Origin of the sequence: Enterobacter sp. MGH 38, assembly GCF_000492855.1 — a bacterium.
GTDB lineage: Bacteria > Pseudomonadota > Gammaproteobacteria > Enterobacterales > Enterobacteriaceae > Enterobacter > Enterobacter hormaechei_C.
The window spans coordinates 893,216-915,288 of record NZ_KI535608.1 but is presented as its reverse complement, the minus strand read 5'-3'; the positions used below and the strand labels follow the sequence as shown (position 1 = coordinate 915,288).

Here is a 22,073-nt window from a genome sequence, read left to right as displayed (position 1 = left end):
TGGCGTGGTTATTTTTATTCAGTCAAAGAGGAACTTATATGAAACGTTTGCCCTTGCTGGCAGCATTACCCTTGCTTTGCGCGTCACTGGCTTCCGCCGCGCCCCTGATGTCCGTGGGCTACTTCAATGGGGGTGGCGATGTTACCGCCGGACCGGGTGGCGATATTCATAAACTCGACGTCCGCCAGATCACCCACCTCAACTACTCGTTTGGTCTGGTCTATAACAACGAGAAAGACGAAACCAACGCCGCGCTGAAAGATCCGGCAAAACTGCATCAAATCTGGTTATCACCCAAGGTGGCATCCGATCTGGCGTTACTTCCTCAGCTTCGTAAACAAAACCCGAACCTGAAAGTCCTGCTTTCCGTTGGCGGCTGGGGCGCGCGAGGATTTTCTGGCGCAGCGGCAACCAAAGAGAGTCGCGCGGTGTTTATTCGCTCCGCGCAGGAGATCGTCAGTAAATACGGCCTGGACGGGATCGACCTGGACTGGGAATATCCGGTCAACGGCGCGTGGGGACTTGTCGAAAGCACCCCTGCCGACCGGGATAATTTCACCGCGCTGTTAAAAGAGATGCGTGACGCGTTTGGTAAGAAAAAGCTGGTCACGATTGCGGTGGGCGCGAATGCGGAAAGTCCGAAAAGCTGGGTGGATGTGAAAGCCATTGCCCCCCTGCTTGATTACATCAACCTGATGACCTACGACATGGCGTACGGTACTCAGTATTTTAACGCGAATCTGTATGACTCCAGCGACTGGCCAACGGTAGCTGCCGCAGACAAATACAGCGTCGAGTTTGTGGTGAATAACTATCTGGCCGCCGGGCTGAAGCCGCAGCAGATGAATCTCGGAATTGGTTTCTATGGGCGCGTGCCGAAACGTGCCGTAGAGCCAGGGATCGACTGGAGCAAACCAGACGCGCAAAACAATCCGGTGACGCAGCCCTACTTCGGGCCGCAGGAACTGAGCCTGTTCAAATCGCTTGGCTATGATCTGACCAAAGATACCTATGTGAAATACAACGATATCGTCCGCAAGCTGCTGAACGATCCGCAAAAACGCTTTACCGAGCACTGGGACGAACAGGCGAAGGTGCCGTGGCTGTCGGTGAAATCCGCCGACGGGAAGGCGCTGTTTGCGATTTCCTATGAGAACCCGCGCTCCGTGGCGATCAAAGCGGATTACATCAAGGAGAAAGGACTTGCCGGCGCCATGTTCTGGGAGTATGGGGCTGACGACGAAAACCAGCTCGCGAAACAGCTGGCGGAGTCGCTTGGGATCCCGCATCAGTAGTAAGACAATCAAGCCCTCTCCCTTTGGGAGAGGGTTGGGTGAGGGCATAAACCCGCACCGTTATTGCATTTTCATCGTCGCAATCGGCTTCGGCGTGATGCCGAAGTCTTCTTTCAACTCGCGCTTGCTTTTCATCACCATCTGACCGTTAGTGTCGATGGTCATGTGCTGGGCGTCGGTATTGTGACGCGCCTGCCACAGCATCACCAGCTGCAAGCTGTTCTCTTTTTGCTCAGGTGTGAGCGCCACACCGTCCGGCCATTTTCCCAACTCAACGGCCGTCACCAGACGCTGATAAACCTCCGGGGTCATACCTGCAATCATGTCATCAATATTCATGATCTCTCCCTTTCAAAGGAATAATTTGCTGAATCGTTTTTTCAACCCTTGGTCTGGTCGCCGTTTTCATCATCGGTAAAGCTCATGGAAGCCGAATTTACGCAGAAACGCTCCCCCGTCGGCTGCGGGCCATCCGGGAAGACATGCCCGAGATGGGCGTCGCAGTTCCCGCAACGAATTTCGGTGCGCACCATGCCGTGCGAGGTGTCCGTCAGGTAGCGGATCGCATCATCGCTGACAGGCTCGTAAAAACTCGGCCAGCCGCAGCCAGAATCGTACTTCGTCTGGGAGTTAAACAGCGGTGCATCACACACCAGGCAGTGGTAGACGCCTTCCCGTTTATTGTGCAGCAAACGCCCGGAAAACGGCGGTTCTGTGCCGTGATTTTGCGTCACGTAAAACTGCATCTCTGTAAGGTTTTTTTTCAAATCGTCGGGGTTACGTTGGTTCGACATATGCTTACATCTCGCTGTTGAAACAGACATCTTTTAACCCAGATTCTAACAAAACATTAACACCCGCGCGTGCACTTTTGTTCTAAACTTATGTGTCGCGAAAAGGCGGTCAGGCAATTGTGATCAATTTCACATTTTAATCCTGCGAGGCCTTTAAAATTCCGGGCGCAGCCCCCATGTGGTTGCTAGCTCAAAGGGAAAGTGAGGCGAGTCAGTCGCACAAACGTTAGTCACAGGATTGATTTGTCGCAATGATTGACACGATTCCGCTTGACGCTGCGTAAGGTTTTTGTAATTTTACAGGCAACCTTTTATTCACTAACAAATAGCTGGTGGAATATATGACTATCAAAGTAGGTATCAACGGTTTTGGCCGTATCGGCCGTATTGTTTTCCGTGCTGCTCAGGAACGTTCTGACATCGAAATCGTTGGTATCAACGATCTCCTGGACGCTGAATACATGGCGTACATGCTGAAGTACGACTCAACTCACGGTCGTTTCGACGGCACCGTTGAAGTGAAAGACGGCCACCTGGTTGTTAACGGCAAAACCATCCGCGTTACTGCTGAGAAAGACCCAGCTAACCTGAAATGGAACGAAATCGGTGTTGACGTTGTAGCTGAAGCTACCGGTATCTTCCTGACCGACGAAACTGCACGTAAACACATCACTGCGGGTGCGAAGAAAGTTGTTCTGACTGGTCCTTCCAAAGACAACACCCCAATGTTCGTTCGCGGTGCAAACTTTGAAACTTACGCTGGCCAGGACATCGTTTCCAACGCATCCTGCACCACCAACTGCCTGGCACCGCTGGCTAAAGTTATCAACGACAACTTCGGCATCATCGAAGGTCTGATGACTACCGTTCACGCAACCACCGCTACTCAGAAAACCGTTGATGGCCCGTCTCACAAAGACTGGCGCGGCGGCCGTGGCGCGGCTCAGAACATCATCCCATCTTCTACCGGTGCTGCTAAAGCAGTAGGTAAAGTACTGCCAGAACTGAATGGCAAACTGACTGGTATGGCGTTCCGCGTTCCAACTCCTAACGTATCCGTTGTTGACCTGACCGTTCGTCTGGAAAAAGCTGCTTCTTATGAAGAAATTAAGAAAGCAATCAAAGCTGCTTCCGAAGGCCCAATGAAAGGCGTTCTGGGTTACACCGAAGACGACGTTGTATCTACCGATTTCAACGGCGAAGTGTGCACTTCCGTGTTCGATGCTAAAGCAGGTATCGCACTGAACGACAACTTCGTGAAACTGGTTTCCTGGTACGACAACGAAACTGGCTACTCTAACAAAGTACTGGACCTGATCGCTCACATCTCCAAATAAGTTGAGATGAGTGCTTGATCCTAAAAGGCGACTTCGGTCGCCTTTTTTATTGTTTTTAGACAGAGGATTGCTTAATGATTAATAAAATTTTTGCACTTCCGGTAGTCGAACAACTTACCCCTGTGCTCTCCCGCCGTCAGATTGACGGTGCCGATATCATCGTCGTTGATCATCCGCGCGTTAAAGCCTCCGTCGCGCTCAACGGCGCCCACCTGCTCTCCTGGAAACCAGAAGGTGAAGAAGAAGGCCTGTGGCTAAGCGAGGCCACCTCGTTCAAAAGAGGGGCGGCGATCCGCGGCGGCGTACCGATTTGCTGGCCATGGTTTGGCCCGTCAGCGCAGCAGGGATTACCGTCTCACGGTTTCGCCCGTAACCAGCAGTGGACGCTGAAAGCCCACAACGAAGATGAAAACGGCGCGGTGTTGACCTTTGAGCTCCAGGCGAATGATGAAACGCGCGCCCTGTGGCCACATGAATTCACCCTGTATGCCCGCTTCAAGCTGGGTAAAACCTGCGAGATTGAACTGGAAGCGCACGGCGAATTCGAAACAACGTCCGCCCTGCACACCTATTTCAACGTAGGCGACATTCAGGCCGTTAAGGTGAGCGGACTTGGCGATACCTTTATCGACAAAGTGGATAACGCGAAAGAAGGCAAGCTGGACGACGGCGTGCAGACTTTCCCGGATCGTACCGACCGCGTATATCTGCACCCGGAAGCCTGTAGCGTCATCCACGACAGCGCGCTGAACCGCGGTATTGATGTGGTTCATCACCACCACAGCAACGTGGTGGGCTGGAACCCGGGCCCTGCCCTTTCCGTCAGCATGGCGGATATCCCGGATGACGGTTACAAGACCTTCGTGTGCGTGGAAACCGCGTGCGTGACCGCGCCGCAGAAAACCAGCGAAGAAAAACCGTCCCGCTTAGGCCAGACGATCAAGATTGTGAAGCGCTAATATTGTTCAGGCATCATAAAAAAACAAACGGGGCGCTAGCGCCCCGTTTTAATGCATCACGTTCTGGTCAGAACTTGTAGGTCACACCCACGGAGAAGATGCCAGACCAGGACTTGTCGACCATCGGGCTGTCTTTCACTTCATCGCTCAGACGAATGTAACGGCCAGTACCGTACACATTCCAGTCACCGAGGAAGTTATACGAGGCGGTGAGTTCCAGGTACGGGTCCCAGCCATCATCCGCGCTGTAGCTATTCAAACCACTGCGGCGAGACTCCGCTTTAGACACGCCATAGTAGTAGTCGTTGTAATTTTCGCTGCTGTACTGCACACCGATACCCGGCGTCAGCGTCACTGCGCCGTTGGTATAGCGGTAAAGCCACGCCAGATCCCAGATGAAGCCGTTGCTGTTGTCCAGGGTATCGCCCGCCAGCGCAGTGCGCAGGAAGCCATACTCGGTATTATGGACGTAAGAAAGCCCTGCCATCAGTGAGCTTCTGCGTTTGTCCAGTTGACGAAGCGCATTGCTGTCGCTGTCGCCTGGTTTAAAGTGCGTTGGGTCGTAATAGGCCATGATGGAGAGCTTATCGGCCGTATCGTTCCACAGATAGTAGCCGCCGCCCAACCCACGGAACCAGAAGTTATCGCCTTCATAGGTGACAACGGGGACAGGATAAACGTCGCGGTCATACTGCTTGTACGGGCTGTTAATCACGCCAGCACCCGCGCCAACAGTCCACTGGCTCTCAGCCTGTACGGTGCTCGCTGCGGTAGCGGCAAGGATGCCCAATGCCAGAAGTTTGAGTTTGGTCACAATCCATTCTTTCCTGTAGTCAAATAATCAGCGGGTGAAGTGTAACCGCCATTCCCGTACATCCCAAAATTTTTTGCGCACTAATCCGTTTGATTAACCCGTTATTTTTCATTTTTCAGATGACATCCCGCTTTCATTTATGTGACCGATAAATGAAAAACCCGCTTTTCGCTTATAACCGCAGTGGAAATTTTTGGATGAGTTATTGATATGTCATTGAAAGTAGATTTTATCCGTATGCAAGTTTTGCAATTGCCATCTACGCTTTAATTTAAGAAGAGGTTTTGCTGAACACCCTGCGGTTCATAGCCTTCGACCTGGCACACAGGTTGCTGCTCTGGCAGTGAGGTGCGAAAAATTCTCTTCCGGGAGCCTCCACTACTCATACGAACGGCTCTTATCCTGTGCTAAAAAACGAAAGGACGGCATGCCATGAATATATTCGATCACTATCGCCAGCGCTACGAAGCTGCCAAGGACGAAGAGTTCACACTGCAGGAGTTTCTTACCATTTGTCGGCAAGATCGCAGTGCCTATGCCAATGCGGCAGAACGGCTATTGATGGCTATTGGTGAGCCAAACATGGTTGATACTGCCCTGGAGCCACGGCTTTCCCGTCTCTTTTCGAATCGGGTGGTCGCCCGATACCCGGCGTTTGAAGAGTTCTATGGCATGGAAGATGCCATTGAGCAGATCGTCTCCTACCTGAAGCATGCCGCTCAGGGGCTGGAAGAGAAGAAGCAGATCCTTTACCTGCTGGGTCCTGTCGGTGGGGGTAAATCCTCCCTGGCTGAACGGCTGAAAGCGCTGATGCAGCGCGTGCCGATCTATGTGCTGAGCGCCAACGGCGAGCGCAGCCCGGTCAATGACCATCCGCTGTGCCTGTTTAATCCGCAAGAGGATGCGCAAATTCTGGAAAAAGAGTTTGGCATTCCGCATCGCTATCTCGGTACGATCATGTCGCCGTGGGCGGCAAAACGTCTGCACGAGTTTGGCGGGGACATCACCAAATTCCGCGTCGTGAAAGTGTGGCCGTCTATCCTCGAGCAGATCGCCATTGCCAAAACAGAACCCGGTGACGAGAACAACCAGGATATCTCGGCGCTGGTGGGTAAAGTCGATATCCGTAAGCTGGAGCATCACGCGCAAAACGACCCGGATGCCTACGGCTATTCCGGTGCGCTGTGCCGTGCCAACCAGGGGATTATGGAATTCGTCGAGATGTTTAAAGCACCGATCAAAGTGCTGCATCCGCTGCTGACCGCCACCCAGGAGGGGAACTACAACGGGACGGAAGGTATTTCCGCCCTGCCGTTTAACGGGATTATCCTTGCCCACTCTAACGAATCTGAATGGGTGACCTTCCGTAACAACAAAAACAATGAGGCGTTCCTTGACCGTGTGTACATCGTCAAAGTGCCTTATTGCCTGCGGATCTCCGAGGAGATCAAGATTTACGAAAAACTGCTCAACCACAGTGAGCTGGTCCATGCCCCTTGCGCACCGGGAACGCTGGAAACGCTGTCGCGCTTCTCGATCCTGTCGCGCCTGAAAGAGCCGGAAAACTCCAGCATCTACTCAAAAATGCGCGTGTATGACGGCGAAAGCCTGAAGGATACCGACCCGAAAGCGAAATCGTACCAGGAATACCGCGATTACGCCGGGGTCGACGAAGGGATGAACGGTCTGTCGACGCGTTTCGCGTTTAAGATCCTCTCCCGCGTCTTTAACTTCGACCACGCGGAGGTGGCCGCCAACCCGGTACATCTGTTCTACGTGCTGGAACAGCAAATTGAACGTGAACAGTTCCCACAGGAGCATGCTGAACGCTACCTGGAGTTCCTGAAAGGCTACCTGATCCCGAAATACGCCGAGTTCATTGGCAAAGAGATCCAGACCGCCTATCTGGAATCCTATTCCGAATACGGCCAGAACATCTTCGACCGGTACGTCACTTACGCTGACTTCTGGATCCAGGATCAGGAGTATCGCGACCCGGATACCGGCCAGCTGTTTGACCGTGAATCCCTGAACGCGGAACTTGAAAAAATCGAGAAACCAGCCGGGATCAGCAACCCGAAAGACTTCCGAAACGAGATTGTGAACTTCGTGCTGCGCGCCAGAGCGCATAACAACGGCCGCAATCCGAACTGGACCAGCTACGAAAAACTGCGCACCGTTATAGAGAAGAAAATGTTCTCTAACACGGAAGAGCTGTTGCCGGTTATCTCGTTCAACGCCAAAACCTCAACCGACGAGCAGAAAAAGCACGACGATTTTGTCGACCGTATGATGGAAAAAGGCTATACGCGCAAACAGGTCCGCCTGCTTTGTGAATGGTATCTGCGCGTGCGTAAATCGTCTTAAAACAAGTGCCCGGTAACGCGCTTACCGGGCCAACAAAATGTCCGGCACTTACGGACGCTGCAAGTTGGCAAATGCAGTACGGGGGATATATGACCTGGTTTATTGACCGGCGTCTTAACGGCAAAAACAAGAGCACGGTGAATCGCCAGCGCTTCTTGCGCCGTTATAAAGCGCAAATTAAACAGTCGATCTCCGAGGCCATCAACAAACGCTCGGTGACCGACGTCGACAGCGGCGAATCCGTCTCCATCCCCAACGATGACATCAGCGAACCGATGTTTCATCAGGGGCGTGGCGGCCTTCGCCATCGTGTACACCCAGGTAATGACCACTTCGTCCAGAATGACAGAATCGAGCGTCCCCAAGGCGGAGGCGGCGGTTCTGGCAGCGGTCAGGGGCAAGCCAGCCAGGACGGAGAAGGCCAGGATGAGTTTGTCTTCCAGATTTCAAAAGACGAATATCTCGATCTGCTGTTTGAGGATCTGGCCCTGCCGAATCTGAGAAAGAATCAGCACCGTCAACTCAACGAATACAAAACCCATCGTGCGGGCTATACCGCAAATGGGGTGCCCGCCAACATCAGCGTGGTGCGTTCACTGCAAAACTCGCTGGCGCGACGCACGGCGATGACGGCAGGCAAACGGCGCGAACTGCGCGAGCTGGAAACCAGCCTGAAAGTAGTAGAAAACACGGAACCGGCGCAACTGCTGGAAGAGGAGCGCCTGCGAAAAGAGATTGCCGAACTGCGGGCGAAGATCGACCGGGTGCCGTTTATCGACACGTTCGACCTGCGCTACAAGAACTACGAAAAACGCCCTGAGCCTTCCAGCCAGGCGGTGATGTTCTGCCTGATGGACGTGTCAGGTTCAATGGATCAGGCCACCAAGGATATGGCTAAGCGTTTTTATATTCTGCTCTATTTGTTCCTGAGCAGAACGTATAAGAACGTGGAGGTGGTCTACATCCGCCATCACACTCAGGCGAAAGAGGTGGATGAACATGAGTTCTTCTACTCGCAGGAGACCGGTGGCACCATCGTGTCGAGCGCCCTGAAGCTGATGGATGAGGTAGTGAAGGAGCGCTACGATCCGGCGCAGTGGAACATCTACGCCGCGCAGGCATCGGATGGCGATAACTGGGCGGATGACTCGCCGCTGTGTCATGAAATTCTGGCGAAGAAGATCCTGCCGGTGGTGCGTTACTACAGCTACATTGAAATTACCCGTCGCGCCCACCAGACGCTATGGCGTGAGTATGAGCATCTGCAAGCGATGTTTGATAACTTTGCGATGCAGCACATTCGTGACCAGGATGACATCTATCCGGTCTTCCGGGAACTGTTCCAGAAACAGTCATCCACCAGCAACGCATGACCCAACAGCCAGCGCTCCCGCTGGCTGTTTTCTTTCAGCCCTCTCCGTCCCGTGCTAATGTAGCAAGCTACGTATTGGCAAATCACAGGTGAAATCGTTATGTCTGATGACGTGACCGGGACGACGACCCATCAGCGGCTAATCAGCTTATTAACCGAGCAGGAGGCGCGCTTTCGCGTGGTGGCGCATGAGGCCGTTGGGAAATGCGAAGCGGTCAGTGAAATTCGCGGGACCGATCTCCGGCAGGGTGCAAAAGCACTGGTCTGCAAGGTAAAAGGCAACGGCGTTAAGAAACATATTCTGGCAATCCTTGCCGCCGATCGGCAGGCCGATCTGAGCCTGCTGGCCAGCCATTTCGGTGGGCTAAAGGCCTCTCTCGCCAGTCCGGCAGAAGTGGATGCGCTTACCGGCTGCGTTTTCGGCGCCATTCCCCCCTTCAGTTTTCATCCGGATCTGACGCTGGTCGCCGATCCGCTGCTGTTTGAGCGCTTCGATGAAATCGCCTTTAACGCCGGCCTGCTGGAAAAATCGGTGATAATGGATACCCAGGACTATCTGCGTATCGCCCGTCCTGAACTGGTGACGTTCCGTAAACAATAAATACAGCGGCTGGCTAACGGTCAGCCGTTTTCCAGCAGCAGCACGGAAGCAATCAAAATAATCGCGATGATAAAAAATGATGAGGAAATAATTAGCGTTTCGACAAACATAGGATCGTTCATGATGCCCTCTGCTTTGCCCATTTACCTCTTTTTTTACTCCCCCACAATGACAGCTAAATGACAATGACGCGTCCGCGAAATGACGATTTTTTCGCTGAAACGATTCGCTGTTAACGATCCTCCCCCGTATAAAGTCACTGTTTAAATATTTTATTTGTTACCGGTATCACGAAAAGAAATTTACGTAACCCTGATGCCAGATCTCGCAATTGTTAACCTCTTCATCCTGGTTAACCCTGTTTACGGAGCACCACAAAAATAAACCTTACACTGGCAAGGTGAATACAATGACCGAGATAATTACCCGTAAAGAAAAGATCAGTTATGGGTTAGGCGATATGGCGAGCCATATTGGGCTGGATAACGTCATTATTTTTCTGACGTTTTACTATACGGACGTGGTGGGGCTACCTGCCGCATTCGTGGGCACCATGTTTCTTCTGGCGAGAACCGCCGATGCCATAATAGACCCGGCGATGGGCTATATCGCTGACAGGACGCGCACGCGCTGGGGCAAATTCCGTCCCTGGATGCTGTGGCTGGCGCTGCCCTTTGGCGCAAGTTGTCTGCTGACCTACGCCGTGCCGGCGTCCCTCGATCTGCACGGTAAAATGATTTTCGCTACCGTCAGTTATACCCTGATGATGCTGATGTATACCGCAATCAATATTCCCTATTGCTCCATGGGCGCGGTGATTACGCCCGACAACGATGCGCGAATTTCCCTCCAGTCTTATCGCTTTTTCCTTGCCACTTTGGGTGGCGCGCTGTCGACATTCTTTATGATGCCGCTGGCAGAGTTTTTAGGTGGCGACGATAAATTACTGGGCTACCGCTGGGCAATGGCCATTATGGCGACCGTCGCGGTCGTCATGTTCTGGATCTGCTTCGCCAATACGCGTGAACGTATTAAGGCTCCCGCTACCCACAATAATTATCTTGCGGAACTGCGGGATTTATTACGAAACGACCAATGGCGGATTGTCGCCGTCCTGGTATTAACCAACATTGGTTTTGGCGTTATTCGCCTTGGCGCAATGATGTATTTCGTCACTTATTATCTCGGTAGCGCAAGCTATTTTATGTGGATGCTCGGGGCGCATATTCTCGGGAAAGCCGCAGGCAGCGCGCTGGCCAAACGTCTGACGCAGAACGTCAGCAAAGTGCAGATGTTTGGATACTGTTCCGTACTAGCGGGGGTACTCAGCATCGCTCTGTTCTTTGCGCCTAAGTCGGTGCTTATTCTGGTGCCCATGACGTTTATCGTCTCCACCCTTTACCAGGCCACCACCACGCTGATGTGGGTAATGATGGCGGACGTCGCCGATTACGGCGAATGGAAACAGGGCAAACGCATGGACGGCGTGATCTTCTCCACTTTCCTCGCCGTACTCAAGTTGGGGATGGCGATCAGCGGCGCGATTGTTGGCTGGACGCTGGGCTTAAGCGGTTATGTTGCCAATGCCCCGGAGCAGACCAACACGGCCATGTACTGCATCATCGCCCTCTTCACCGTCGTGCCTGGCGTCTTGTCACTCTGCGCGTTTGCCACGCTGCGCTGGTATAAGCTCGACGACAGCACAATGCAATCCATCCATCTCGCCAAAAACCCTGTTTAGAAGGACGCGTTATCCATGAGTGAGCTGATTCAACATTCCAACAGCATCGAATGGCGTTTTGAACGCCAGATCCTGCGTATTGAACCGTGGGGAGAAAACAGCCTGCGCGTCAGGGCCACCTGCTCCCCGGCTTTTGAGGACGCCTTACAGGCACTGTTGCCCGCCGCCCCTTGCCAGGCTGAGATTATCGCCGAAGCGGAAAGCCTGACGCTGCGCAACGGCAATATTACCGCGACGCTGAACCTTAAAGGTCAGCTGGCCTTCTACAATCAGCGCGGCGAACTGCTGCTGGAAGAGATGTGGCGCCAGCGTTCAACGGTGGGTATCGGTGCCAGCGAGAAGAGTCAGGATAAATATGTCAGCGCCCTGAAGCTGGATGGCCGTGAATTTAAGCCGCTAATGGGGGGAAAATATCAGCTCACCGTCCGGTTTGAATCGCGTCCGGATGAACGCATCTATGGCATGGGTCAGTATCAACAGCCGTGGCTGGATCTGAAAGGCTGTACGCTGGAACTGGCGCAGCGCAACTCCCAGGCCAGCGTGCCCTTTATGCAGTCCAGCCTTGGCTATGGCCTGCTGTGGAACAATCCGGCGATTGGTGAAGCCAGCTTTGCAAAAAATCAGACGGAATGGCGCGCCCGCGTGACGGGAGAAATGGACTACTGGATCACCGCCGCTGATACGGTGGCGGATATCACCCGCCAGTATGTAAAAGCCACCGGAACTCCGCCCGCCGCCCCGGCGTTTATCAGCGGGCTGTGGCAGTGCAAATTACGCTACCGCACCCAGCAGGAGGTGCTAGAGGTTGCGCGGGAGTATCGCCGCCGTAATCTGCCGCTGTCGGTGATGGTCATCGACTTTTTCCACTGGCCGAATCAGGGCACCTGGTGCTTCGACCCCGTAGACTGGCCCGACCCTGAAGGGATGGTCGACGAGCTGCGCGAAATGGGTATTGCGCTGATGGTGTCGGTGTGGCCAACGGTAGAGGCGCGCAGCCCTCTCTATCCGCTGATGAAAGCCAAAGGCTGGCTGGTCAGCAGTGAACGTGGCGTGCAGGTCAACCTCGACTTTATGGGCAATACCACCTTCTTTGATGCGACCCATCCTGAGGCGCGGAAATTCGTCTGGGATACGGTGAAGAAAAATTACTACGACATGGGCATTAAGCTGTTCTGGCTGGACGAAGCGGAACCGGAATACCGCGCCTATGATTTTGACAACTATCGCTACCACGCCGGTCCGGTACTGGAAGTGGGCAATCGCTACCCGCGTGATTTTGCGCAGGGCTTTTACGATGGGCTCCAGGCAAACGGTGAAACCGACATTGTTAACCTTGTACGCTGCGCCTGGGCAGGCAGCCAGCGATTCGGCGTGCTGGCGTGGTCGGGTGATGTCCACTCCTCATTCCATGCTTTTCGCAATCAACTCGCCGCGGGACTGAATATGGGCCTGGCGGGGATCCCATGGTGGACGACCGATATCGGCGGCTTCCAGGGAGGGAACGTTAACGACCCGGCGTTCCACGAATTACTGATCCGTTGGTTCCAGTGGGCGGTGTTTACACCGGTTCTGCGCATGCACGGCTATCGCGAACCGCAGATCCAGCCTCCGGAGCGCTACCATGACGGCATTCCTCAGTGTAACAGCGGTTCGCCTAATGAGCTGTGGAGTTACGGAGAAGAGAATTACGCCATCATGCAGCACTGGCTTACCGTGCGCGAAACCCTGCGCCCGTATATTGACGCGTTGTACCAGCAGGCTCATCTGCACGGAGACCCGCTCATGCGTCCGCTGTTCTGGCACTATCCGCAGGACAAGCAGAGCTGGGCGTGTGAAGATCAGTATCTGTTTGGCGAAGATCTTCTGGTGGCACCGGTTATGCAGGCCGGCCAGCGTGAGCGCGATGTCTGGTTGCCGACGGGCAATAGCTGGGTCGCTCTCAACGGTGAGCGCTACGCCGGTGGGGAGCATATCAGGGTGCCTGCGGCGCTGGAAACCATCCCGGTGTTTATCCGCGAAGGAAGTCCGCTTATCCAGCAGCTGGTGGACTGACGTCAGGCAAGTGCCCAAAAATAGACAATTTTTTCAGTAAAGCCTGCCTGCCGTCGCGTTTGCGCGTAAAGTAAGCAGGCTTACTATTTTTGGCAAGGATCCCGTCATGTTCGACCCTACACTGCTCATACTTCTGGCCCTGGCTGCACTGGGTTTTGTCAGCCACAACACCACCGTCGCGATTTCCATTCTGGTCCTGATCATCGTTCGCGTCACACCGTTGAACACCTTCTTCCCGTGGATAGAAAAACAGGGGCTTACCATCGGGATCATTATTTTGACCATCGGCGTGATGGCCCCGATTGCCAGCGGAACGCTACCGGCCTCAACGCTGCTGCACTCCTTTGTAAACTGGAAATCGCTGGTGGCGATTGCGGTGGGCGTTTTTGTCTCGTGGCTTGGCGGTCGCGGCGTGACGCTGATGAGCAGCCAGCCTTCGCTGGTGGCCGGGCTGCTGGTGGGGACCGTGTTAGGCGTGGCGCTGTTTCGTGGCGTGCCGGTTGGCCCGCTGATTGCTGCCGGCCTGGTTTCGCTGTTTATCGGGAAGTCGTAGTCAGGCTGGCGATATAGCGGGCGGGCGTCTGTCCCAGTCCTTTCTTAAACATGGTGATGAAGGCGGTGGTGGAGTCATACCCCAGCGCCTGCGCCGCCTGCTGGACCGACTTCCCGCCGATCAAAAACTGCAATGCGACAATCAGCTGGAGCTGGTGCCGCCAGCGGCGAAAGCTTAAGCCGGTCTCTTTCACCACCAGCCGCGCCAGATTGCGTTCGCTCATGGCAAAGTGGCTTGCCCACTGCGCCAGCGTCTGCCAGGCGGCAGGTTCGTTTGCCATGGTCTCACTCATCAGGCGAATTTTTGGATGCGGAGATACCGGCAGCTGTAGATGCTCCTGCGGTTGCAGGGGCAGTTCATCAAACAGGACGTCTACCAGCCTTCCCGTAGCGGGAAGAGGCAACTCTTCCCGTGACCTGTCCGCAAGCGCCAGCACCAGCTCCCGCACCAGGGGCGATATTTTCAGCGTACAGGTACGCGTCGGCAATTCGAGCGCACCGGGTTCAATAAACAGCAGGCAGAGTTGCGCGCCGGGCGTCGCCTTGTTGCTGTGCGGCGTTTGTCCTGGGATCCACACCGCATACTGGGGCGGCACCATCAGCATCGCGCTCTCCACTTCACAGGTGATCGCTCCACCCAGCGCCATAATCAGCTGCCCTTTGCGGTGCTGATGCAGCGGAATAAATTGTTCCTGTGCCACCACGCGGATGCGAAAGGCCACCGCCGCGTCGTGCTGGCTATCGGGATCGTAGCCGTCGAGCCCCAGTCCGTACATAAAGTTGTCCGATATTAGCGATAAACTGTCATTTTAGCCTGATTTCAACCACAACTTAAATCGGTATGGTATGCGCTCGCCTGAACGTAAGAGACAATAATGACTACTGCTATTCAACCTTCCGGGAAACAGGGTGCACTGCTGGTTGCAGGCATCCTGATGATCGCCACGACGCTGCGCGTCACATTTACCGGTGTCGCCCCCCTGCTCGACACCATCCGACAGGACTATGGCTTAAGCACGGCGCAAACCGGCCTGCTCACAACGCTGCCCCTGCTTGCCTTCGCCTTTATCTCTCCCCTTGCCGCAGGCGTCGCCCGGCGCCTGGGCATGGAGCGCAGCCTTTTTATCGCTCTGCTGCTGATTTGCATCGGGATTGGCGTACGTTCGCTGCCGTCGGCCGCGCTGCTGTTTATCGGTACGGCGATCGTGGGCTGTGGGATTGCGCTGGGCAATGTCCTGTTACCTGGCTTAATCAAACGTGATTTTCCGGGCCAGGTCGCAAAACTCACGGGGGCGTATTCGCTGACGATGGGGGCCGCCGCTGCCGCAGGGTCGGCGCTGATCGTCCCGCTGTCGCTGGGGAGTGGTGGCTGGCACGGAGCGCTGTTGATGCTGATGTTCTTCCCGCTGGTGGCGCTGCTGCTGTGGTTACCGCAATGGCGCCAGAGGCCGGCCGCCACCCTGACCGGCGCGGGCGCGTTGCACAACCGGGCTATCTGGCGCTCGGCACTCGCCTGGCAGGTGACGCTTTTTATGGGCATTAACTCGCTGATTTACTATGTCATTATCGGCTGGTTACCCGCGATTTTGCTTAGCCACGGCTACAGCGAAACGCAGGCTGGCTCCATGCACGGGCTTCTCCAGCTGGCAACCGCTGTTCCCGGTCTCGCCATTCCGCTGATCCTGCACCGTCTTAACGATCAGCGTGGCATAGCCGGGCTTGTCGCTCTGATGTGCGCTGTCAGTGCGGCCGGGTTCTGGTTCGCGCCGGGGCTGGCCGTCGTCTGGACGCTGGTGTTTGGCTTTGGATCCGGCGCCACCATGATCCTCGGCCTGACGTTTATCGGACTGCGGGCCAGCTCGGCACATCAGGCCGCCGCGCTCTCCGGCATGGCACAGTCGATTGGCTATCTTCTGGCGGCCTGTGGCCCACCGCTGATGGGGAAAATTCACGATACCGCCGGAGACTGGCGCATTCCGCTGCTGGCCTGTGCGCTGGCTGCGGTAGTGATGGCCCTGTGCGGCATGCTGGCCGGGCGTGACCGGGAGATCACACCCCGCTGACATTCAAGGCAGACCTGACGGTCTGCTTTTTTTATCCCTGCGCCGCCCGCAGCATGGCCTGTACCAGCACGACAGGTCGCCCTTGAAGCGCAGCCCGCTCATGCTGGAACAGGGTGATGACAAAGAAAGGATGGGTTATCAGCTCTGCCGCGCGGATCTCGCCCTGCTCGTCCCAGCCCGTTACGCGCATGTCGCCCCGCTCAAGCTGGCTGGCAAACTCAGACGAGACACCGTAATTGCAGTGATACCCCTCCTGAATTTCCGGCTTGCCATACGCTTTGGCAATCAGCGTGTTATTCCGCAGCTCTATCGCGTCGGTTTTTTCTACCAGCGAGCAGGTCAGCGGCGCAATCACCATCCTTCCCTCGGTATCGGTTTCGGCATGGCCTGCATCGTGCCAGCCCAGTACATTACGCGCATACTCAATCAGCGCATGCTGGAACCCGCCGCAGGTGCCGAGAAAGGGGATGCTATTCTCACGCGCGTAACGCGCCGCAATAAACGCCGCCTCGGTGTTTTTATACGGGCTTGCCGGTACCAGCCAGATGGCATCATACCCGACGAGGTCTTCGGGGCTGGTCAGCTCAGGCGTGGCGAGCCAGTCATAATCAGCGGTGAGATCCAGAACCGCAGCGGCGTCGTCAATCGCCAGCGGGATCGCCTGGTGCGCAATAACATCAGGATTGAAATCACCAACCAGCGCAATGCGCAGCGTCGTTTTAACCGGGGAGAGTTCCATGAGAGATTCCTTATGCCGGAGGATTTTCAGATAACATAAGGAGCCTCAGACTACCGATCTTTTGCAATTATCACAATACCTTAAATTGGGTGGATAAAAGCCGGGTGCTATAGTGTTCTTGCCGAACGTCGCACGGCAGGAGGAAAACGGATGATTCAATGTAAGCGCGTATATGAACAGGCAACGTCAGACGATGGTTACCGGGTGCTGGTAGACAGACTCTGGCCGCGAGGAATAAAAAAGACCGACCTCGCCTGTGATGAGTGGTGTAAATCGCTAACGCCGTCCAGCGAACTGCGAAAAGCTTTTCACAGTGAAACGATAGATTTCACTGCGTTCAGTGAAGCTTATCGTAAAGAGCTGGCGCAGCATCAGGATGAAGGCAAACGCCTGGCGGCCCTCGCCCGACAGCAGACCGTGACGCTACTCTACGGGGCGAAAAACAGGGAGCAGAATCACGCGCGGGTACTGGCGGACTGGCTACGTAAACTGTGATTAACCGATCGCCAGCTCATCCACGTTGTGTGGCATCTCGTCGGGAGTTAGCGGCATCAAATGTTCCGGGCGAACAAACGCAAAACCGTGCTGGTTATCAAAGGCGTAAACATCACCGGTGACCAGCCACAGCGCACGTGCTGATGTATCAGGTAATTGCGTCATGACGCCGTTAACCGGGTTTACAAAACGCTGGCCCGGCTGACAAAGGCCAAACAGCTCCACGGATTTACCGATATTTCGACGGCCTGCCGCCGTACGCGCACCCACGATCATCGCCATGCTGCCCGGTTTTAACTGAAACATACTTCTTCTCGCAAACGTACTGCCAGAAACTGGCTAAGAATAATCCTAAAGAGAAGTGTATCGCAGTTTTATTGCCCTTGTCATCTGGTTGGTTGCGGGTGATCGCGTCGGTAGAGATCCCATTCATCGATCACTTCCCCGCCTGGTAATTTGCACTCGGTACGTACACCCTGCGGGCTTTGAACAGGGATTTGCTCTCCCCCTTTCTCCAGACAGTACACTGACGCCGGGTTTGCCATACCAATAGCGTGCGGCGGTTGAGGCGCATCAGGAGGGGTGGTCTTTGTTGAGCAGGCGGCCAGCGGTACAACCAGCGCCAGGAGAAGATATTTCATTATCATGATCCTTCAGGGTGTAAAAACGTCAGAGTAACGGGTCATCGCCGTTTTCTCCATGATTTCTCCATTAAACCTGCACGATTCCCTCTTATAGTGATACCTGTTCTCACACTGACCAGAGAACATCATTCCGTAATCAAGATGTTTTGCCCCGATCTCAACATCGGGGCTTTTTTTTAGCCTCTCCCTCATCCGCTTTCAGAAGAATCTATAAAATTAATCCTGTTCATGTTTTACTATGACCGGAGTCTAAATTTTCAGCATAACATGCAGATACAGAGGTCTTCTGCATGGGAGTCAACCTGCCTCATGTCAGATATCATTCTTGCCCGTGTTTCAGAAACCCTCTCCACTGAGCAATCTCTCGACAGTCTTGTGCGTCAGCTACTGGAAATGCTGGAAATTGTGACGGATATGGAATCAACCTACCTGACCAAAATCGATATTAACGCGCGTTTGCAGCACATTTTATATGCCCGTAACAGCAAGCAAATGCAAATCCCGGAAGGGTTCAGCGTGCCCTGGGACGAAACGCTCTGTAAGCGCGCCATGGATAGCGACACTTTGTTCAGTAACGAGGTGCCTGACCGCTGGCCGGAGTGTGAAGCGGCAAAAGCACTGGGTATTACAACCTATATGAGCGTGCCGGTTCACCTGGCTGACGGTTCTCTGTACGGCACGCTTTGCGCTGCCAGCACCGCACAGAAACAGTTCAGCGAGCGTGGCGAGCAGGTGATCAGGCTCTTTGCCGGGTTAATTGGTCAGTATATTCAGAAAGAGTCGCTTGTGCTTCAGCTTCGTGAAGCAAATGCGGCGCTCATTACCCACTCTTACACCGACCCCCTTACCGGCCTGCCGAATCGTCGCGCCATTTTTGAAAACCTTACCACCCTGTTCTCACTGGCGCGCCATCTTAGCCGCAACGTCATGATTGCCTTTATTGACCTCGATGATTTCAAGCGAATCAATGACCAGTACGGGCATGAGGCGGGCGATCGCTTCCTCGTACAGGTCGGCAAGCGACTGACTCACGAGCAAACGCAGGATGAGATTATTGGCCGGCTCGGCGGCGATGAATTTCTGGTTGCCAGCCTGAGTCACAGCGATGATGGCGACACCAGTACAGAGATCAACGCAATCAAAACCCGCCTCAATGGTCTTATTGCGGGCGAATACGGGTTAGGCAATGCCACCATTCTTTATCCCGGTGCAAGCCTTGGCGTCGTTATTGTTGATCCTCACAGCACGGATGAAGATAGCGCCCTGCGCACCGCGGACCTCGCGATGTATCAGGATAAAAAAGGAAAAAGCAAAACAGGCTTTGTCGCGTTAGATTAAAACCGTACACTCTACGGCCTTATACAAACTCAAACAGGTGATGGCATGAGAATAGGGATCCTCTTTCCGGTGGTTATTTTTATCACAGCGGTGGTGTTTTTAGGCTGGTTTTTCCTTGGCGGTTACGCCGCGCCGGGGGCATAAATGAGAAAAACGACCATCATCATGCTGATTGTCGCCATCGTGGCCGTCGCCGGTACGCAGTTAGGCTGGTGGTAACGCCCAAAGTAAAAAGGCCGCCGTCAGGCAGCCTTTTTTAACACAGGTCAGATTTAGCTTTTGATTTTTCTGTAGATAAACAGAACAACCAGCGCGCCAATCACCGCGACGACAAAGCTGCCGAAGTTGAAGCCATCAACTCTGCCAAAGCCGAACAGGGTACTGATCCAGCCGCCGACGACTGCACCCACAATCCCCAGAATGATCGTGACGATGAAACCGCCGCCATCTTTGCCCGGCATAATCCACTTCGCCAGGATCCCCGCAATCAGCCCAAAGATAATCCAGGATAAAATTCCCATAGCTTTCCTCTCTGTATGGTTTTTGTCATTAAATCAACGACACAGAAAAGGATAGCACAGGATCTGAGAAAGGAAATTTGTGATAAGAATCACACGGCTCGTTTGAGTAAAATATGAGCAGTAAAAAATGTCGATCCACACTCATCCTGGGGTTGCATCTTCTACTGAGAAAGATTATCTTTCTCATTACTGAATAGTTGAGCAAATAACTCAGGTATTCAGTACGACATTGCTCACATTGCTTCCAGTATTTCTTGCCCACTTTTTAGTGGGCTTTTTTTTGCCTCAACCCACCAAAATCTGGCGTTTTTTCTGTGGAGGTGAAACGCTATTCTCTGTGGCTTCTGAATAACCAAAAAGCGTTGATAACATGAACGTATCGAGCAAGTTCGTCATCTGCCTTAATCTTGTTTCTGCCAGTACGCTACTGTTACTGCTCTCAACACGGTTTGAGTGGTTCTGAGTTGAAAGGAGCCTGGCAAGGTGGATTTCCTTCCGATTCCGTGCCGGCTCAACTCTCATACTTGTAGCTTTTATGACCTGTGATAAGATCCCTGCACCTCAGGACGTGGCGGGACAGCAGGAAAATGAAGAAGGCCATTGCCGTTGCTATCATCTCAACCCTAATGGTCGTCCTGTCGCTGTATGCGGTTAACGCCATTATCGCTGAGCAGCAAAAGAACCGGCAGAGGGAGATCTCCCACACGCTCTTAAGCTATTCCGAAGAGTTAACACAAAATATCGCCAGTACGCTTAAAAATACCACCGTGCAGGGATGCGATAGCGCCAGTCTGAACGTCTACCGAAAATTAAAGATGCGTAGTCTCTATTTCGCCGATGTGGGGTTTATTGAAAAGGGGAAAATCACCTGCACCGCGTTTTGGGGCAAGCTGGCAAATCCCATCGCCCTTCCCCCTGAGCTGCATAAAACCCAGAACGGATTCAGTCTGGCGCAGTTTTCGCAGAAAGATTTCTTTATCGGTAATGCGACAATTTATAACCACCTTATTATTTTCACCTCCCGTTCAGCCTACGATAAATTTGCCCCCGTTACCGCCAACTATTCGCTTCGTTCTTCCACTAAAGATTTCGGCCGCACCTTTTTCACCGTTACGCCGCCATCAGAAAACCTTAGCCGCTTACAGTCTCTGTTATTTACGCTGGCTGTGACAGAGTGCAGTACACGCTGGGATTTGTGTGTCACCGTCACACACCACGATGCCGGACTGGCTTCGCTCTCCCACGTAGTGATGGTGCTTCTGTGTCTGTTTTTATACTTTATCTGGGTATCCCTGACGCTGTTTTCTCTTCGACTTTATGAAGACCGACGTTCTCTGGAGCGAACGCTGGTCAAGGCGGTGAAAGCGAATACCATCAGCGTTCATTTTCAGCCCGTTATTCGGGTGGCTGATAAGAAAATCGTCGGGGTTGAAGTGTTATCAAGATGGCAGGATAACAATCACAAAGAGGTTTCTCCTGAGCTGTTTATCCCGTTAATCAAAAAAATTGGCCTGTATAACGTTTATTATCAGAACATGATAAAGAAATCCCTGGCGGAAATTGCCGCGCTGGCCGCTGAACATCAGTTAATGATTTCACTGAACGTTGGCCGGACGGAAATTGAAGACGGCAAATTCCTGTCGGTATTACGTCATGCATGCTCAGAGAACGCGATTCCTTTATCGTTAATCAAAGTTGAGTTATCCGAGAATGGCGTTTCCACCTCGGCCATCCTTGAAGAGTTTTGTGAGGAGCTTAAATCGGCAGGCGTCAAAATTTCAATAGACGATTTTGGCGTGCAAAACTCTAATCTTGCCAGGCTCACTAATCTCAAATATGACGAAATCAAGGTAGATAAGTCGTTAGTGGACGGCATCAGCGAGCACTATAAACAGGATATCCTGGTGATCTTCAGCGACGCGCTCGCTAAACTGAACAAAACCCTGGTTTTTGAAGGGGTTGAAAGCGAAACACAATTTCAGTTCATCGCGCAGAGATACCCCGATGCCCTCGTACAAGGCTGGTACTTTTCAAAGTCGCTAACCCGGCACGACCTCGCCAGGCTGCTGGCAGACTCAGCGCGATGACGCGTTATTCATTGCCCCACTGATTCAGGAAGTTCGCAATATCGTCAATGCGCGCTTCGTCTATCTCCGCCTGGACAGCCATCTCCCGCTGCGCCTCTTCACTGATTTCCTCATTGTTGTATAAGCGAGTGAGCAGCAGCTGGAAATAGTGTGCCAGCGGCGTACGCTCTGCCTCTTCTACCGGTTTCGCCGTTTCAGTCGCATACTCGTCGACGATGTCATAATACTTGAGCGGGATATCATGGGTCATAGCGTTGTTTCCGTCTTGTGTGCATAAAAAACGGGAACCCTCAGGCTCCCGT

26 protein-coding genes are annotated in these 22,073 nt (G+C 53.6%); 16 read left to right on the top strand and 10 right to left on the bottom strand.

What is annotated here, in order from left to right; all coding sequences use genetic code 11:
* The first annotated feature begins 38 nt into the window (after nt 1-38).
* A complete protein-coding gene (locus L384_RS07025; RefSeq protein ID WP_023324476.1) occupies nt 39-1,295 on the top strand; it encodes a chitinase ChiD in 1,257 nt (418 codons plus the stop codon).
* Between the two features lie 60 nt (nt 1,296-1,355).
* Here the strand turns inward: L384_RS07025 and L384_RS07030 are convergent, their stop codons facing one another.
* Both L384_RS07030 and msrB read right to left on the bottom strand, forming a co-directional pair.
* Nucleotides 1,356-1,634: a YeaC family protein gene (locus L384_RS07030; RefSeq protein WP_003857863.1), complete on the bottom strand. Its 279-nt coding sequence runs from the start codon at nt 1,632-1,634 to the stop codon at nt 1,356-1,358.
* A 41-nt stretch (nt 1,635-1,675) separates the two neighbouring features.
* Nucleotides 1,676-2,089 carry a peptide-methionine (R)-S-oxide reductase MsrB gene (gene msrB / locus L384_RS07035; RefSeq protein ID WP_003857865.1) on the bottom strand — a complete coding sequence of 138 codons (414 nt, stop codon included), beginning with the start codon at nt 2,087-2,089 and terminating at the stop codon, nt 1,676-1,678.
* Between the two features lie 341 nt (nt 2,090-2,430).
* On the opposite strand from msrB, the gene gapA reads away from it, so the two are divergent.
* Together gapA and L384_RS07045 are read left to right on the top strand one after the other, a co-directional pair.
* The gene (gene gapA, locus L384_RS07040) at nt 2,431-3,426 is read left to right on the top strand and encodes a glyceraldehyde-3-phosphate dehydrogenase (protein ID WP_023324475.1); all 996 of its coding nucleotides are present in this window, start codon (nt 2,431-2,433) and stop codon (nt 3,424-3,426) included.
* Nucleotides 3,427-3,500: 74 nt separating this feature from the next.
* On the top strand, nt 3,501-4,385 hold the full coding sequence (locus tag L384_RS07045; protein WP_023324474.1) for a D-hexose-6-phosphate mutarotase: 885 nt from the start codon (nt 3,501-3,503) through the stop codon (nt 4,383-4,385).
* A gap of 67 nt (nt 4,386-4,452) precedes the next feature.
* On the opposite strand, the gene L384_RS07050 is transcribed toward L384_RS07045, so the two are convergent.
* Nucleotides 4,453-5,199: a MipA/OmpV family protein gene (locus tag L384_RS07050; RefSeq protein ID WP_022650867.1), complete on the bottom strand. Its 747-nt coding sequence runs from the start codon at nt 5,197-5,199 to the stop codon at nt 4,453-4,455.
* A gap of 432 nt (nt 5,200-5,631) precedes the next feature.
* On the opposite strand from L384_RS07050, the gene yeaG reads away from it, so the two are divergent.
* The 3 genes from yeaG (at nt 5,632) to L384_RS07065 (ending at nt 9,539) form a co-directional block, all read left to right on the top strand.
* Complete coding sequence (gene yeaG, locus L384_RS07055; RefSeq protein WP_023324473.1) at nt 5,632-7,566, top strand: protein kinase YeaG; 1,935 nt, start codon at nt 5,632-5,634, stop codon at nt 7,564-7,566.
* 89 nt (nt 7,567-7,655) lie between these two features.
* Nucleotides 7,656-8,939 carry a YeaH/YhbH family protein gene (locus L384_RS07060; protein ID WP_017384692.1) on the top strand — a complete coding sequence of 428 codons (1,284 nt, stop codon included), beginning with the start codon at nt 7,656-7,658 and terminating at the stop codon, nt 8,937-8,939.
* A gap of 99 nt (nt 8,940-9,038) precedes the next feature.
* Complete coding sequence (locus L384_RS07065; protein ID WP_022650816.1) at nt 9,039-9,539, top strand: YbaK/prolyl-tRNA synthetase associated domain-containing protein; 501 nt, start codon at nt 9,039-9,041, stop codon at nt 9,537-9,539.
* 20 nt (nt 9,540-9,559) lie between these two features.
* Here L384_RS07065 and yoaI read toward each other — a convergent pair whose 3' ends face one another.
* Nucleotides 9,560-9,661 (bottom strand): small membrane protein YoaI, encoded by a 102-nt coding sequence (gene yoaI, locus L384_RS22795; protein WP_017384693.1) that lies wholly within the window; start codon nt 9,659-9,661, stop codon nt 9,560-9,562.
* A gap of 287 nt (nt 9,662-9,948) precedes the next feature.
* Between yoaI and L384_RS07070 the strand changes: the two genes are divergently transcribed.
* The 3 genes from L384_RS07070 to L384_RS07080 all read left to right on the top strand — a co-directional run bounded on the left by L384_RS07070 (nt 9,949) and on the right by L384_RS07080 (nt 13,885).
* Complete coding sequence (locus L384_RS07070; protein ID WP_022650815.1) at nt 9,949-11,280, top strand: glycoside-pentoside-hexuronide (GPH):cation symporter; 1,332 nt, start codon at nt 9,949-9,951, stop codon at nt 11,278-11,280.
* 15 nt (nt 11,281-11,295) lie between these two features.
* Nucleotides 11,296-13,332, top strand: coding sequence for a glycoside hydrolase family 31 protein (locus L384_RS07075; protein ID WP_023324472.1), 2,037 nt, complete (start codon nt 11,296-11,298; stop codon nt 13,330-13,332).
* Nucleotides 13,333-13,438: 106 nt separating this feature from the next.
* On the top strand, nt 13,439-13,885 hold the full coding sequence (locus L384_RS07080; protein WP_003857881.1) for a DUF441 domain-containing protein: 447 nt from the start codon (nt 13,439-13,441) through the stop codon (nt 13,883-13,885).
* Here the strand turns inward: L384_RS07080 and L384_RS07085 are convergent.
* On the bottom strand, nt 13,869-14,660 hold the full coding sequence (locus tag L384_RS07085) for an AraC family transcriptional regulator (RefSeq protein WP_022650813.1): 792 nt from the start codon (nt 14,658-14,660) through the stop codon (nt 13,869-13,871). The genes L384_RS07080 and L384_RS07085 overlap by 17 nt on opposite strands.
* Before the next feature lie 99 nt (nt 14,661-14,759).
* On the opposite strand from L384_RS07085, the gene L384_RS07090 reads away from it, so the two are divergent.
* Complete coding sequence (locus tag L384_RS07090; protein WP_023324471.1) at nt 14,760-15,947, top strand: CynX/NimT family MFS transporter; 1,188 nt, start codon at nt 14,760-14,762, stop codon at nt 15,945-15,947.
* A 31-nt stretch (nt 15,948-15,978) separates the two neighbouring features.
* Here L384_RS07090 and L384_RS07095 read toward each other — a convergent pair whose 3' ends face one another.
* Nucleotides 15,979-16,686, bottom strand: a complete 708-nt coding sequence (locus tag L384_RS07095; protein WP_022650811.1) for a CTP synthase C-terminal region-related (seleno)protein — start codon at nt 16,684-16,686, stop codon at nt 15,979-15,981.
* Between the two features lie 150 nt (nt 16,687-16,836).
* On the opposite strand from L384_RS07095, the gene L384_RS07100 reads away from it, so the two are divergent.
* Nucleotides 16,837-17,181: a DUF488 domain-containing protein gene (locus L384_RS07100; protein ID WP_003857886.1), complete on the top strand. Its 345-nt coding sequence runs from the start codon at nt 16,837-16,839 to the stop codon at nt 17,179-17,181.
* Here L384_RS07100 and L384_RS07105 read toward each other — a convergent pair whose 3' ends face one another.
* Both L384_RS07105 and L384_RS07110 read right to left on the bottom strand, forming a co-directional pair.
* Nucleotides 17,182-17,487, bottom strand: coding sequence for a hypothetical protein (locus L384_RS07105; protein ID WP_022650810.1), 306 nt, complete (start codon nt 17,485-17,487; stop codon nt 17,182-17,184).
* Nucleotides 17,488-17,567: 80 nt separating this feature from the next.
* Complete coding sequence (locus L384_RS07110) at nt 17,568-17,822, bottom strand: putative hemolysin (RefSeq protein WP_022650809.1); 255 nt, start codon at nt 17,820-17,822, stop codon at nt 17,568-17,570.
* Nucleotides 17,823-18,134: 312 nt separating this feature from the next.
* Between L384_RS07110 and L384_RS07115 the strand changes: the two genes are divergently transcribed.
* Genes L384_RS07115 through yoaJ form a run of 3 tightly spaced genes read left to right on the top strand, consistent with a single transcriptional unit; the run spans nt 18,135 to nt 19,382 of the window.
* Nucleotides 18,135-19,163, top strand: coding sequence for a sensor domain-containing diguanylate cyclase (locus L384_RS07115; RefSeq protein ID WP_023324470.1), 1,029 nt, complete (start codon nt 18,135-18,137; stop codon nt 19,161-19,163).
* Between the two features lie 45 nt (nt 19,164-19,208).
* Nucleotides 19,209-19,307, top strand: a complete 99-nt coding sequence (locus L384_RS22480) for a YoaK family small membrane protein (protein ID WP_015570793.1) — start codon at nt 19,209-19,211, stop codon at nt 19,305-19,307.
* Nucleotides 19,308-19,382: a protein YoaJ gene (yoaJ, locus tag L384_RS22915; RefSeq protein WP_015570794.1), complete on the top strand. Its 75-nt coding sequence runs from the start codon at nt 19,308-19,310 to the stop codon at nt 19,380-19,382. It begins immediately after the preceding gene.
* Between the two features lie 53 nt (nt 19,383-19,435).
* On the opposite strand, the gene L384_RS07125 is transcribed toward yoaJ, so the two are convergent.
* Entirely contained in the window at nt 19,436-19,684 is a 249-nt protein-coding gene (locus L384_RS07125) for a GlsB/YeaQ/YmgE family stress response membrane protein (RefSeq protein WP_003857896.1), read from the bottom strand.
* Between the two features lie 370 nt (nt 19,685-20,054).
* Here L384_RS07125 and yncL point away from each other — a divergent pair, with 370 nt between their 5' ends.
* Both yncL and L384_RS07130 read left to right on the top strand, forming a co-directional pair.
* Nucleotides 20,055-20,147: a stress response membrane protein YncL gene (yncL, locus tag L384_RS22035; protein WP_071524166.1), complete on the top strand. Its 93-nt coding sequence runs from the start codon at nt 20,055-20,057 to the stop codon at nt 20,145-20,147.
* 124 nt (nt 20,148-20,271) lie between these two features.
* Nucleotides 20,272-21,771, top strand: a complete 1,500-nt coding sequence (locus L384_RS07130; RefSeq protein WP_023324469.1) for an EAL domain-containing protein — start codon at nt 20,272-20,274, stop codon at nt 21,769-21,771.
* A 4-nt stretch (nt 21,772-21,775) separates the two neighbouring features.
* Here L384_RS07130 and L384_RS07135 read toward each other — a convergent pair whose 3' ends face one another.
* Complete coding sequence (locus L384_RS07135; RefSeq protein ID WP_022650806.1) at nt 21,776-22,021, bottom strand: YmjA family protein; 246 nt, start codon at nt 22,019-22,021, stop codon at nt 21,776-21,778.
* Between the last annotated feature and the right edge of the window lie 52 nt (nt 22,022-22,073).

Coding starts and splice junctions, on each gene's coding strand:
- L384_RS07090 (WP_023324471.1), top strand. CDS start 14,760: ATGACTACTGCTATTCAACCTTCCGGGAAACAGGGTGCACTGCTGGTT.
- L384_RS07130 (WP_023324469.1), top strand. CDS start 20,272: ATGAAGAAGGCCATTGCCGTTGCTATCATCTCAACCCTAATGGTCGTC.
- L384_RS07080 (WP_003857881.1), top strand. CDS start 13,439: ATGTTCGACCCTACACTGCTCATACTTCTGGCCCTGGCTGCACTGGGT.
- L384_RS07065 (WP_022650816.1), top strand. CDS start 9,039: ATGTCTGATGACGTGACCGGGACGACGACCCATCAGCGGCTAATCAGC.
- gapA (WP_023324475.1), top strand. CDS start 2,431: ATGACTATCAAAGTAGGTATCAACGGTTTTGGCCGTATCGGCCGTATT.
- L384_RS07025 (WP_023324476.1), top strand. CDS start 39: ATGAAACGTTTGCCCTTGCTGGCAGCATTACCCTTGCTTTGCGCGTCA.
- yeaG (WP_023324473.1), top strand. CDS start 5,632: ATGAATATATTCGATCACTATCGCCAGCGCTACGAAGCTGCCAAGGAC.
- L384_RS07135 (WP_022650806.1), bottom strand. CDS start 22,021: ATGACCCATGATATCCCGCTCAAGTATTATGACATCGTCGACGAGTAT.
- L384_RS07100 (WP_003857886.1), top strand. CDS start 16,837: ATGATTCAATGTAAGCGCGTATATGAACAGGCAACGTCAGACGATGGT.
- yoaI (WP_017384693.1), bottom strand. CDS start 9,661: ATGAACGATCCTATGTTTGTCGAAACGCTAATTATTTCCTCATCATTT.
- L384_RS07045 (WP_023324474.1), top strand. CDS start 3,501: ATGATTAATAAAATTTTTGCACTTCCGGTAGTCGAACAACTTACCCCT.
- L384_RS07085 (WP_022650813.1), bottom strand. CDS start 14,660: ATGTACGGACTGGGGCTCGACGGCTACGATCCCGATAGCCAGCACGAC.
- yncL (WP_071524166.1), top strand. CDS start 20,055: ATGAACGTATCGAGCAAGTTCGTCATCTGCCTTAATCTTGTTTCTGCC.
- L384_RS07125 (WP_003857896.1), bottom strand. CDS start 19,684: ATGGGAATTTTATCCTGGATTATCTTTGGGCTGATTGCGGGGATCCTG.
- L384_RS07110 (WP_022650809.1), bottom strand. CDS start 17,822: ATGAAATATCTTCTCCTGGCGCTGGTTGTACCGCTGGCCGCCTGCTCA.
- L384_RS07115 (WP_023324470.1), top strand. CDS start 18,135: ATGTCAGATATCATTCTTGCCCGTGTTTCAGAAACCCTCTCCACTGAG.
- L384_RS07060 (WP_017384692.1), top strand. CDS start 7,656: ATGACCTGGTTTATTGACCGGCGTCTTAACGGCAAAAACAAGAGCACG.
- L384_RS22480 (WP_015570793.1), top strand. CDS start 19,209: ATGAGAATAGGGATCCTCTTTCCGGTGGTTATTTTTATCACAGCGGTG.
- L384_RS07075 (WP_023324472.1), top strand. CDS start 11,296: ATGAGTGAGCTGATTCAACATTCCAACAGCATCGAATGGCGTTTTGAA.
- L384_RS07030 (WP_003857863.1), bottom strand. CDS start 1,634: ATGAATATTGATGACATGATTGCAGGTATGACCCCGGAGGTTTATCAG.
- msrB (WP_003857865.1), bottom strand. CDS start 2,089: ATGTCGAACCAACGTAACCCCGACGATTTGAAAAAAAACCTTACAGAG.
- L384_RS07095 (WP_022650811.1), bottom strand. CDS start 16,686: ATGGAACTCTCCCCGGTTAAAACGACGCTGCGCATTGCGCTGGTTGGT.
- L384_RS07070 (WP_022650815.1), top strand. CDS start 9,949: ATGACCGAGATAATTACCCGTAAAGAAAAGATCAGTTATGGGTTAGGC.
- L384_RS07105 (WP_022650810.1), bottom strand. CDS start 17,487: ATGTTTCAGTTAAAACCGGGCAGCATGGCGATGATCGTGGGTGCGCGT.